The sequence below is a fragment of the Bradyrhizobium sp. Rc3b genome (assembly GCF_900114915.1).
Lineage (GTDB): Bacteria > Pseudomonadota > Alphaproteobacteria > Rhizobiales > Xanthobacteraceae > Bradyrhizobium.
In genome coordinates, this window is record NZ_FOUS01000012.1 from 93173 (window position 1) to 104570 (window position 11398).

An 11398-nucleotide genomic window follows, 5' to 3' on the forward strand; every position below is an offset into this window, starting at 1 on the left:
TCTGTCATGATGAATCTTGCCGAATATCGTCATTCCAACGCGCGTCTCGCCGACTTCCTGCCCTGGGCAGCTCTCGTCGACGAGGGAATCATCCTGAACAAGGACGGTTCGTTCCAGCGGACAGCAAAGTTCCGGGGACCCGACCTCGATAGCGCAGTGTCGGCCGAACTCGTCGGTGTCGCCGGTCGTTTGAACAACGCAATGCGTCGCCTTGGATCCGGCTGGGCCGTATTCGTCGAGGCGCAGCGTCACTTTGCGGGGACCTACCCGCCTAGCTCCTTTCCGGATGTCGCGTCTGCGCTGGTTGACGCGGAACGCAGGGCTCAGTTCGAGGAGGCGGGTGCCCATTATGAGTCCAGCTACTTCCTGACCTTCCTCTACCTGCCTCCAGAGGAAGGGGCCGCCAGGGCAGAGCAACTGCTCTACGAGGGACGCGATCGGACCGTTGGAGCGGACGCGCGCGAGGTCCTCCGCGGGTTTATCGACCAGACAAATCGTGTGCTTCAGCTCGTTGAAGGGTTCATGCCGGAATGCACTTGGCTCGACGATCAGGACACGCTGGCCTACCTGCACTCGACGATCTCGACCAAGCGTCACCGCGTTCGCGTGCCCGAAATTCCGATGTACATCGATGTGCTGTTGGCAGATCAGCCGCTGACCGCCGGGCTAGAGCCGATGTTGGGCTCAGCCAATATTCGGGTCCTGACGATTGTTGGCTTTCCGGGCGCCACGACCCCGGGAATTCTGGACGACCTGAATCGCCTGGCGTTCTCGTATCGGTGGTCGACCCGCGCGATCATGCTCGACAAGACCGACGCCACTAAGCTGCTAACCAAGATCCGCCGGCAGTGGTTCGCCAAGCGAAAGTCGATTGGCGCCATTCTCAAGGAGGTCATGACGAACGAGGCGTCGACGCTGCTCGATACCGACGCTCACAACAAGGCGCTCGATGCCGACGCGGCGTTGCAGGAGCTTGGGTCGGATCAGATCGGACAAGCTTTTGTTACGGCGACCATCACTGTTTGGGACCGTGATCCCAACACTGCCGATGAAAAGCTGAGATTGGTCGAGAAGGTCATCCAGGGTCGCGATTTCACCTGCATGATTGAGACGGTGAACGCCGTCGAAGCCTGGCTCGGCAGCCTGCCCGGGCACGTCTATGCGAACGTGCGGCAACCACCGGTTTCGACCCTCAACCTCGCCCATATGATTCCGATGTCGGCCGTGTGGGCCGGCGAGGCGAGGGATCTGCACTTCAAGGGTCCGCCACTCCTGTTTGGCAAGACCGAGGGATCGACGCCGTTCCGATTCTCGCTTCACGTCGGCGACGTCGGCCATACCCTTGTGGTCGGACCGACAGGCGCTGGCAAGTCGGTACTGCTCGCTCTGATGGCGCTACAGTTCAGGCGTTATCCAAACTCTCAGGTCTTTGCGTTCGACTTCGGTGGTTCGATCCGGGCGGCCGCTCTCGCCATGGACGGTGATTGGCACGATCTGGGCGGGGCATTGTCTGACGGAGGTGAGCAACCCGTTGCGTTGCAGCCGCTGGCTTGGATCGACGATCCTTCCGAGCGCGGATGGGCCACGGAATGGATCGGCGCGATCCTGGCACGCGAGAAAGTGGAGATCACCCCCGAGGTCAAGGATCATCTGTGGTCGGCGCTGACGTCTCTCGCCTCGGCGCCGAGGGAGGAACGCACGCTCACGGGTCTGTCAGTTCTGCTGCAATCCAACTCCCTGAAACGTGCCTTGCAGCCTTACTGCTTGGGTGGTCCCTCTGGGCGCCTGCTAGATGCCGAATTCGAGCGCCTTGGCGATGCCTCGGTTCAGGCGTTTGAGACCGAAGGTCTGATCGGAACGAGTGCCGCGCCGGCCGTGCTGGCGTACCTCTTCCATCGTATCGGGGACCGTCTCGACGGCCGGCCGACACTCCTTATCGTCGATGAAGGTTGGCTTGCCCTCGACGACGAAGATTTCGCCGGCCAGCTCCGGGAATGGCTGAAGACACTTCGGAAAAAGAACGCGTCTGTCATCTTCGCGACCCAGTCACTTTCGGACATTGATAGCTCTGCGATTGCGCCGGCTATCATCGAAAGCTGCCCAACCCGATTGTTACTGCCGAACGAACGGGCGATCGAACCGCAGATCACTGCCATCTACCGCCGCTTCGGCCTCAATGACCGCCAGATCGAGCTTCTGAGCCGGGCAACGCCAAAGCGCGACTACTATTGCCAGTCTCGTCGCGGCAACCGGATGTTCGAACTTGGCCTTGGCGAGGTTGCGCTCGCATTCACCGCGGCCTCTTCCAAGACAGACCAGGCTGCCATCACGCAGCTCATCGCCGAACATGGATCCGACGGCTTTGTGCCTGCCTGGCTCCAGCACCGTGGCGTCGCCTGGGCGATAGATCTGATCCCGAATCTCGTCAATCTGGAGAAATCGCTATGAGACCTCTTGGCCTATTGGCGACCACGGCCGCCTTCGCGCTGCTGCTCGGCGTTACGCTGCCCGCACGGGCGCTGATCGTCTTTGATCCCACCAACTACGTCCAGAATGTCCTGACGGCCGCGCGGGAACTCCAGCAGATTAATAATCAGATCACCTCGTTGCAGAACGAGGCACAGATGCTGATCAATCAGGCAAGGAATCTGGCAAACCTGCCGTATTCATCGTTGCAGCAACTGCAATCTTCGATCCAGCGCACCCAGCAATTGCTGGCACAGGCCCAGCGCATCGCATACGACGTGCAGCAAATCGATCGTGCCTTCTCGACCAGCTACGGGCCGGCGACCGGCAGCCAGTCGAGCCAGTTACTGATCTCCAACGCTCAATCGCGCTGGCAAAATACTTACTCGGCAACGCAGGACGCGCTTCGCGTCCAGGCCGGCATCGTTGGCAACCTCGACACCAATCGTATCCAGACGTCCGCACTCGTAACTTCGAGCCAGAGTGCCAGTGGCGCCTTGCAGGCTACTCAGGCCGGCAACCAGATCCTCGCGCTTCAAGCGCAACAACTTGCTGATCTCACAGCGGCCGCGGCGGCGCAGGGCAGGGCGCAGAGCCTCGAGGCGGCTCAGCGCGCCTCGGCTCAGGATCAGGGGCGAGAGCAGCTCAGGCGTTTCCTGACACCAGGACAGGGCTATCAATCCTCCAATGTGCAGATGTTCCACTGATGACCGACGTAAGAGCGTTCAAGGCGCTGTCGCTGCTTACGACAATCGGCCTGGTGGCCGTCGCGGCCTGCACGATTCAGCTTCGTGGCGGAGACGGTTCTCCGCCGCCGCCGAAGGCGGAGCAGACGACTGATGCAACAAACTCTGACCTCGCGCGCTGCCGCGGCGTCACTCCGGATGAAACAGCGGGATATCGCCATTGCAAGGGCGTTTGGGCCGAAAACCGGCGACGCTTCTTCGGCAAGAACGGTCCCACAGATCCTGGCCGAGATGATTCCGCAGGTTTGGCACCCGGCCCAAAAGACCAGAGCCGGATCCCGCAAGGCTATCCGCAACCGGCGACACCTGAGGCGAGCAAGCCATGACGGGTACGGGGATCATTGACCAGTTTCTGGAAACGTTCACGCGTTATATCGACAACGGCTTCGGATTGCTCGGTAGCGACGTCGGGTATCTCGCTGCGACCCTTGCGGCGATCGACATCACGCTTGCTGCGTTGTTCTGGAGTTGGGGGCCGGACGAAGACATCATCGCGCGCCTCGTCAAGAAGACGCTCTTTGTCGGCGTCTTTGCCTACCTGATCGGTAACTGGAACGGCCTGGCGCGTATCGTCTTCGAGAGCTTTGCGGGGGTTGGGTTGAAAGCATCGGGTGCAAGCCTGTCTGCATCCGATTTCCTGCGACCTGGAAAGATCGCTCAAGTCGGACTCGACGCTGGCCGACCGCTGCTCGATTCGATCTCCAGCCTGATGGGCTACATCAGTTTCTTCGAGAATTTCGTCCAGATCGTCGTTCTCCTGTTCGCCTGGGTCGTGGTGCTGCTCGCCTTCTTCATTTTGGCGATCCAGCTCTTCGTCACCCTGATCGAGTTCAAGCTCACGGCACTGGCCGGCTTCGTGCTCATTCCCTTTGGCTTGTTTGGTAAGACGGCCTTCGCGGCCGAGCGGGTCTTGGGCAATGTTATCTCTTCAGGGATCAAGATCCTGGTCCTGGCTGTCATCGTTGGGATCGGCTCGACCCTGTTTTCGCAGTTCACCGCAGGCTTCGGCAGCGCCCAACCGACCATCGAAGACGCGATGACGCTAGTGCTCGCGGCGCTCGCGTTGCTGGGCCTCGGCATCTTTGGTCCTGGTATCGCAAATGGCCTGGTGTCGGGCGGACCGCAACTCGGCGCCGGTGCCGCGATCGGAACAGGTCTTGCTGCCGGCGGCATCGTTGCGGCGGGCGCAGGCCTCGCCGCCGGCGGTGCCGGTCTCGCCGGTGGTGCGATTGCAGGCGCCGCGCGCGGTGGGGGTGCCGTCTTGAGCGGTGCGTCCGCTGCCTATCGAAGCGGAGGCGTGGCTGGCGTTGCGGAGGCTGGTGCCTCCGCCGCCATGAGCCCGTTGCGGCGCGCAGCGGCCGCGCTCGGTGGAGGTGGGGAAGCCGGTGCGCAGACCGCGAACACTTCGGCCGAAGGGCAGCCCGATTGGGCGCGACGCATGAAGCGCGCCGAGACTATTCGGCATGGTGCCTCGGCCGCTAGCCAGGCCGTTCGCTCGGGCGATCATGGTGGCAGCGGCTCCTCCGTCGATTTGTCTGAAGGAGAGCGCTGACACGCGGCCATCGCGCTTTCGCCACCCGCTGCTCGACAGCGCCTCAAACCCAGACACCGCACCACTTGAAGCCGTTCACTTTATCTCAGGGGCAGCCATCAATGTTCAAGCGACCATCCGTTCACTACGGGCGTATGCCCGAGCCGGTTACACCGTATCAGAAAGCAGCACAGGTTTGGGACGGACGTATTGGATCGGCACGCGTCCAAGCCAAAAACTGGCGGCTGATGGCCTTTGGTTGCCTCATGCTGTCGGCCGGTCTCGCTGCAGGCCTCATCTGGCAATCGAGCCAGGGATCAATCACGCCGTGGGTGGTCGAGGTCGATCAACTCGGCAAGGCCCAAAGGGTCGCGCCGGCTAACTTCGACTATCAACCCACTGATGCGCAGATCGCCTACCATCTGGCGCGCTTTATCGAGGATGTCAGAGGTCTGCCGGCCGACGGCATCGTCCTGCGCCAAAACTGGCTGCGGGCGTATGATTTTACGACCGACCGCGGCGCTGCTGCGCTCAACGACTACGCGCGCAACAATGACCCCTTTGCCAAGCTGGGTAAGGCGCAAATCTCCGTCGAGGTATCGAGCGTCATTCGCGCGTCGTCGGAAAGTTTTCGCGTCGCGTGGACCCAGCGCGTCTACGACAACGGCTCGCTAAGCTCGACTGAGCGGTGGACTGCAATTCTCTCGATCGTGATCGAGACGCCGCGCGATTCCGAGCGCCTGCGCAAGAATCCCCTTGGCGTCTATGTCCGCGCCATCAACTGGTCGAAGGAGTTGGGTCAGTGACCAAGACGCCGCATGATGTTCATTCGAATCGCCCCATCCCGCACAATTCGGCACTGCCGGAATTCGTGGCTGCGAAGCGAGCAATGCTGTTTGCTCTCCTGGTCGGTTCCTCGGCGCTCGGTGGGTGCGCGACCTACATTCCGCCGGAGATCAGCTATGACGCGGAAGTGCCTCCGTTGCCGGCGACTCCCGCGCCTCTCGACGACAGATTGCGACCGCTTCACGTTCCACCGCTCTGGAAACCGGCTCTCGGCGGCAAGTCGGGAGGGAAGGAAGACGCAGAACCGGTAAGCCGGGTTGAGACGGCAAACAGCGCAGCTCGCGTTGAACCCCGCAAGCGGGGATATTTCAACGCGGCGCAAATCTACGCCTACAGTCCCGGGGCGCTCTATCAGATTTACGCCGCGCCGGGACAGATCACGGAGATCGCGCTCGAGGAGGGAGAGCAGTTGACGGGCTCAGGACCCATTGCGGCTGGAGATACCGTACGCTGGGTCGTGGGGGATACAGAGAGCGGAAGCGGCGACACGCGACGCGTCCATATCCTGGTCAAGCCGACTCGTGCATCGATCGAGACCAATCTCGTCGTCAATACCGATAGGCGGACCTATCTGATCGAGCTCCGCTCCCGCGAACGGCCATATATGCCATCCGTTGCCTGGTACTATCCGGAAACCGCGCGTGAACGACCGCGTTCAGTCGCTCTAAAACCCGTTCTGCCTGATCCGGCACAACGCATCTCCCGCTACGCCATCGAAGGGGACAGTCCTCCTTGGCGGCCACTCGCCGCATATGACGATGGCCGCAAGGTCTACGTCGAATTCCCGTTCGGCATTGTGCAGGGCGAGATGCCTCCGCTCTTTGTCATTGGCTCGGATGGCAAGACCGAACTCGTCAACTACAGGGCCTATGGGCACGTGCTGATCGTGGATCGGTTGTTTGCTGCCGCCGAACTCCGGCTCGGCGGTGAGCACCAGCAGAAGGTCAGGATTGTCAGGACGGACGGGAGGCCGTCGTCATGATTGCGTCAAACGAGAACGACCAGGCCCAAGTCGCTCGCCCTCAAACACAAGAGGAGCAGTCCAGGAGCTTTCGCTTGAGAGCAGAGCATCCGCCCGTGACAAGGTTGTCGCGAAAGATCCTCGCCGGCGGGAGCGCGGTTGCCCTGATCGTCATCGGCGGTGCGGTGTTATGGTCGTTGCAGAACAATCGCTCCCGCAATCAGGCGGCCGACGAGCTTTACGGTACCGACCACCACAATGTTGCCGATGGCGTTACGACACTGCCGAAGGACTATGCTGGCGTTCCGCGCCAGGCAGTTCCGCAGCTAGGTCCGCCGCTTCCCGGCGACCTCGGCCGACCGATCCTTGCCGCGCAAGGCCAGTTGCCGACGAGCGGCGTTGATGCGGACCAGCAGCGGCGGGATCAAGAGACCGAAGCAGCCCGCATCAGTCATTTGTTCGCTTCGACCACTGGACGAGAAGTGCGTCCGTCGGCCGCTGCGGCTGCTGGAGGTGACCGGGTCGTGCCATCGAACGCAACGAGCACTGGCGAAGACGGATCTGCGCAGAACGCTCAGGACCGAAAGCTTGCTTTTGTGAGCGCCTCGGTAGACCGTCGCACGGTCAGCCCTGACCGTGTCATCAGGCCGGCTTCACCATATATCGTGCAGGCTGGGACGGTAATTCCGGGAGCCTTGATCACGGGCATCAGGTCGGACCTGCCAGGCCAAATTACAGCCCAAGTGACCGAGAGCGTATATGACACCCCGACCGGCCGCTTTCTGCTTGTCCCCCAGGGGGCGCGTCTGATCGGCATCTACGATAGTCAAGTCACTTTCGGCCAGTCCCGCGTCCTGCTCGTCTGGACTCGGCTGATTATGCCGAATGGACGTTCTATCGTTCTCGAGCGGCAGCCTGGCGCTGACACCGCTGGCTATGCAGGTCTCGAAGATCAAGTCGACAATCATTGGGGCGAGCTATTCAAGGCTGCGGCGCTTTCGACAATTCTGGCGGTCGGGACCGAGCTGGGTGCCGGCTCAGACACCAACAGCAACGACAGCGCAATCATCCAGGCATTGCGACACGGCGCCTCGGACTCACTAAACCAGACCGGGCAGCAGGTCCTTCGCCGCAGTCTCAGCATCCAACCTACTCTGACCGTGCGACCTGGCTTCGCAGTTCGCGTTCTTGTTAATCATGACCTGATACTTACGCCGTATAGAGAGTGACAACATGCAAAAACTCAGAATAGGCGAGCTTCCAGACGACAAGCCCGTCAAAGTGACTACGGAGCTGCCCGCGGCCGTGCATCGCGATCTCATTGCATATGCAGAAGCGCTTAGGCGTCAGGGTGGTCACGTGGTCGATCCGATTAAACTCATCGCCCCCATGTTGACGCGCTTTATGGCCACGGATCGAGGATTTTCTAAACTGAAACGTGAAGGCCACGTACCGGCCGCTGGCGAAGGACAGTAATGATCAAGGTTTCTTCGAAGCTGTTGCTCGACGCAGAATAAGTGCGTGCATCAACCTAGGTGTTGTCAAGTTGGGGCTAAGCTGAGATATCGTGTCGGAAAGTGTGTTCCCGCGTCTGCCCGAAACGACTCCGAGTACCGGGTTTTCTCGGTTTTCGGACACGAGAGCGCCGGGCGTCGACGTGCAGTTATTCGGGCGCTTTCAGGCGCGTTACACTGCTCCGGCCATCGACGCTGAGAGGCACGTCACCCTCGATCGTGGCCCGACGTACGACGCGATGCTGGTCCCCGTAATCGTTAACCGCGTAATGCTGTGTTGCGCGGTTATCCCAAATCGCAATATCGCCCTCTAACCAGTTCCAGCGCACAGTGTTTTCGGGCGCGGTGATGTGAGACTGAAGCAGATCGAACAGCTTTTGTCCGTCGTATTTGCGGATCCCAATAAAGTGCTTCACCAAGGCGCCGAGCACTAGCGTCCGCTCGCCTGTTTCGGGATGGACGCGTACGACGGGATGCTCGGTCTCAAAAACCGTTCTTGTGAACACCTCGTCAAAATGTTTCTTGTCGCACTCGCGGACACGCGCGATCCCCGCGTAATCGAAGACATTGCTGTGAACGGCCCATAGCCCCTCGGCAAGCCGTCGTAGCAGCGGCGGCAAACTGAGATAAGCGGCAGCTGTGTTCGACCACACGGTGTCTCCTCCGAACGTCGGCATTACAACCGCGCGCAGGACCAAGATCTTGGGGTAGGCGTCGGCGAAGGTTCCATCCGCATGCCAAACGTCGGCGCGGCCGCCGCCGCGAGCGGAGTCCAGTTCGAGGAGCGAGGCCATTCCCTTGGTAGCACTGAGCATCGGATGTGGCACTAGCTTTCCGAGACGAGCGGCAAAGCGCTCATGCTCGGCGTCATTGAGATGTCCTTGATTGCGGAAGAAGATTACCTTGTGCTCGAGCAATAAGGTGTTGATAGCGGCGATCGCGTGATCCGGTAGATCGCCTGATAGCTTGATATTTTTGATTTCGGCACCAATGCGCGCTGCGCGTTTCACAACATCGGTGCTCGGAATGACGCCTCCGATCAAAGCGCTTGTGCTCATCTTGCTTTTCCAAGCCCTTGCACTTGTTCCTCTTGGGCCAAAATGATCTTCAGCAAGCATCGTGCCAAGCGAAAGACAAAAATGTACTCGACAATGGACAGGGAACGAATAGTGGCATTTGGCGCGAGTCTCGAACTCCGACTGACGAAAGAACTTGATGGCCGAACTCACCCTTCGAATGTCGAATCGTGAAGCGGACAGCAGGAGCGCGCCAATGGCAGATCTTCCGTTAGCTTTTGCGATCACTAACTGCGTTGAAGGATTGGCAATAGTTTATGTTGGTCATGAATCATGTAGTCCGGCCCTGCCGCGCGGAATCCGGAAAAGACGTGGCCGAGATTGCGGACAAGTCTCATTGGCGATGACAGTTCTTACTGGGAACAAATCATTGGCCTGCATACACAAGCGCAGTCGCTCTTGCTTGCTTATGCTCCTAAACTGACTTGCGCGGCTCGCAAATGTCAAAATGTCGCTGACGTGAGTCTCGATTCCAAGTCTTTGCAGTCGTGCGCAATTGGTTAAACAATGTAATTGCTTCCGGGGCGGGGTCGAGCTTGGAGAGGGTGAGCATTGCTGCCTCTGTGCTCTGTGCCTCCTGTTTCTGGATCGCTTTCTTTTAAGCAATGGCCATTCCAGGCGGCGCGGGAGCCGCAAAGCCGAATTGGCTTTCGAAGTCCGAACGCTTGCGCGTTGTACTGGACCTGACACGAGATTGTGCCTGTGTCAGAACACCGACAGGTGCCGAGCCGACGTTTCCGTTCGTGAATTTCGCGAGGTGCAGATGGCTGCGGCGCTGCTGGTCATGGACATTATCGTCTCAGTCCTGAAGCAAGATAAGAGCTGCAACTTCCTGGTCCCGTGCGAGTTTGCTCGCCGCTAGTCCGGTGGCGATACCAATACGATCAGGCGCGGGGCGGTTTTGGCTCATCTTGCGTTTGCCTTCGACCATGGTGATCGGGATGCGCAAGCCGACGATTTCACGCAACTGTGCGGCGATGAAATCCGCGGGAGCATCGCTGACGGCCCAGGGCGTCGCACGTGACGTCTCATGGACATTCGTTAGACGCGTCACAATCTCAAGCAGGCGAGTCGGATCCTCGAAGAACTCAATCGGCCCATGGGCATGGACCGCGATGTAATTCCATGTCGGCACCACATGTTCAGCTTGTCGCTTGCTGGGATACCACGATGGCGTCACATAAGCCTCTGCGCCAGTAAAGATCGCCAGAGCTTCTCCGATTGGGGCCGTGCGCCATTGCGGATTTGCCTTCGCCAGGTGCCCGTATAGCGCGCCGTGTTCGCCTTCGCTCTCATCGAGGAAGAGCGGAAGAGGCGTCGCAAGTGGCCCATCTGATGTCGCTGTGACTAGGTTGGCCAACCGGGCGCAGCGGATTGTCGCTCGAATGTTCTCGATGTCGTCATCTCGAAAGTGGCTTGGTATGTACATGAATGCTCTCCGTTGGCGGTCGTCGAGATAAACGCGGGTCGATATGCGAGAAAAATGCCAGTTCAGTCGCTCCCGTAGAACTTCTCCGCTTCCTCTTTTAACGTGACGGCTTCGGATTTATTTGGGGCGCGGCGATTCCACTCAGCTCAGCCGCTTTAGTCCCTCGAGCTGCTGTTAGGTTGGTGTTTCCGTCGCTATTCTCCTGCGGGCTGAGCCAGGCATTCATGGACCTTTAGAGATCTCACTCGGGCTCGCCGGTATGAGGCGATCCGGCAGCTTCGGCGCGCACTAAGTCGCGTTTGGCGAACCAGTCCTTGGTCTTGGCAAGATCGACGCCGACCTCAAAATCCGCCTTCATCGTCTGAACTGCGTCGATGGGTACAGGTCAGAGGTGATCGCAACGAACCCATCATTAAAACACGAAAGTTCCCGTCTATGATGGACGCCCTCGCCCCTCGGAAATCGGCCGAGGAGATTATCAATGAGTTTCCATCGCTGACGCGCGATGAGGTTGAGGCCGCGATCATACACGGCATGGCGCCGCAAGCGAGGGTGCCCCTATCTCCCGCGGAGTCCGAAGCGGGCGCTGGCGCAGCTAGCCGGCCTTGGGTTCGAAGCACGCTCCTAGATAAAGCGCGCTCCTACTGCGCGAGCGCGCAGCACCGGAACAGGAATTCGCCCGAGGGCGTCGCCGTGTGTAGGTTATCGGTCAACGAGCGGAACGCCACCGGATTGTCCTTGAGCGAGGTCACGATGGCGAGCCGAGCAGCGCAACGCGCTGCAGGTCCGTGTTCTGAGACGCGCACGAGGCCGACCAACATAGGCGGAT

General features: G+C 60.0%; 10 protein-coding genes. 8 read left to right on the forward strand and 2 right to left on the reverse strand.

Going from position 1 to position 11398, the window contains the following annotated elements; translation table 11 throughout:
* Positions 1-6: 6 nt before the first annotated feature.
* The 8 genes from trbE (at position 7) to BM190_RS27065 (ending at position 8026) form a co-directional block, all read left to right on the forward strand.
* Positions 7-2448, forward strand: coding sequence for a conjugal transfer protein TrbE (gene trbE / locus BM190_RS27030; protein ID WP_092260547.1), 2442 nt, complete (start codon positions 7-9; stop codon positions 2446-2448).
* Positions 2445-3173, forward strand: a complete 729-nt coding sequence (gene trbJ, locus BM190_RS27035) for a P-type conjugative transfer protein TrbJ (protein WP_092260549.1) — start codon at positions 2445-2447, stop codon at positions 3171-3173. Before trbE ends, trbJ begins: the two co-directional genes overlap by 4 nt.
* Positions 3173-3538, forward strand: coding sequence for a putative entry exclusion protein TrbK-alt (gene trbK-alt, locus BM190_RS27040; RefSeq protein ID WP_092260551.1), 366 nt, complete (start codon positions 3173-3175; stop codon positions 3536-3538). The genes trbJ and trbK-alt overlap by 1 nt, the downstream gene beginning before the upstream one ends.
* Positions 3535-4764, forward strand: coding sequence for a P-type conjugative transfer protein TrbL (gene trbL / locus BM190_RS27045; protein WP_092260553.1), 1230 nt, complete (start codon positions 3535-3537; stop codon positions 4762-4764). The genes trbK-alt and trbL overlap by 4 nt, the downstream gene beginning before the upstream one ends.
* Positions 4765-4865: 101 nt before the next feature.
* Complete coding sequence (trbF, locus tag BM190_RS27050; RefSeq protein ID WP_092260555.1) at positions 4866-5549, forward strand: conjugal transfer protein TrbF; 684 nt, start codon at positions 4866-4868, stop codon at positions 5547-5549.
* On the forward strand, positions 5546-6571 hold the full coding sequence (gene trbG, locus BM190_RS27055; protein WP_177237306.1) for a P-type conjugative transfer protein TrbG: 1026 nt from the start codon (positions 5546-5548) through the stop codon (positions 6569-6571). Before trbF ends, trbG begins: the two co-directional genes overlap by 4 nt.
* Positions 6568-7779 (forward strand): TraB/TrbI/VirB10 family type IV secretion system protein, encoded by a 1212-nt coding sequence (locus BM190_RS27060; protein ID WP_092260559.1) that lies wholly within the window; start codon positions 6568-6570, stop codon positions 7777-7779. The genes trbG and BM190_RS27060 overlap by 4 nt, the downstream gene beginning before the upstream one ends.
* A gap of 4 nt (positions 7780-7783) precedes the next feature.
* Positions 7784-8026: a DUF2274 domain-containing protein gene (locus tag BM190_RS27065; RefSeq protein ID WP_092260561.1), complete on the forward strand. Its 243-nt coding sequence runs from the start codon at positions 7784-7786 to the stop codon at positions 8024-8026.
* Between the two features lie 187 nt (positions 8027-8213).
* Here the strand turns inward: BM190_RS27065 and BM190_RS27070 are convergent, their stop codons facing one another.
* Positions 8214-9122 carry a TauD/TfdA dioxygenase family protein gene (locus BM190_RS27070; RefSeq protein WP_092260563.1) on the reverse strand — a complete coding sequence of 303 codons (909 nt, stop codon included), beginning with the start codon at positions 9120-9122 and terminating at the stop codon, positions 8214-8216.
* 817 nt (positions 9123-9939) lie between these two features.
* On the reverse strand, positions 9940-10569 hold the full coding sequence (locus BM190_RS27075; RefSeq protein ID WP_092260565.1) for an FMN-binding negative transcriptional regulator: 630 nt from the start codon (positions 10567-10569) through the stop codon (positions 9940-9942).
* Positions 10570-11398: the final 829 nt, after the last annotated feature.

Excerpts from the sequence above, each read along its gene's own strand:
- trbE (WP_092260547.1), top strand. The coding sequence starts at position 7 with ATGATGAATCTTGCCGAATATCGTCATTCCAACGCGCGTCTCGCCGAC.
- trbJ (WP_092260549.1), top strand. The coding sequence starts at position 2,445 with ATGAGACCTCTTGGCCTATTGGCGACCACGGCCGCCTTCGCGCTGCTG.
- trbK-alt (WP_092260551.1), top strand. The coding sequence starts at position 3,173 with ATGACCGACGTAAGAGCGTTCAAGGCGCTGTCGCTGCTTACGACAATC.
- trbL (WP_092260553.1), top strand. The coding sequence starts at position 3,535 with ATGACGGGTACGGGGATCATTGACCAGTTTCTGGAAACGTTCACGCGT.
- trbF (WP_092260555.1), top strand. The coding sequence starts at position 4,866 with ATGTTCAAGCGACCATCCGTTCACTACGGGCGTATGCCCGAGCCGGTT.
- BM190_RS27060 (WP_092260559.1), top strand. The coding sequence starts at position 6,568 with ATGATTGCGTCAAACGAGAACGACCAGGCCCAAGTCGCTCGCCCTCAA.
- BM190_RS27065 (WP_092260561.1), top strand. The coding sequence starts at position 7,784 with ATGCAAAAACTCAGAATAGGCGAGCTTCCAGACGACAAGCCCGTCAAA.
- BM190_RS27070 (WP_092260563.1), bottom strand. The coding sequence starts at position 9,122 with ATGAGCACAAGCGCTTTGATCGGAGGCGTCATTCCGAGCACCGATGTT.
- BM190_RS27075 (WP_092260565.1), bottom strand. The coding sequence starts at position 10,569 with ATGTACATACCAAGCCACTTTCGAGATGACGACATCGAGAACATTCGA.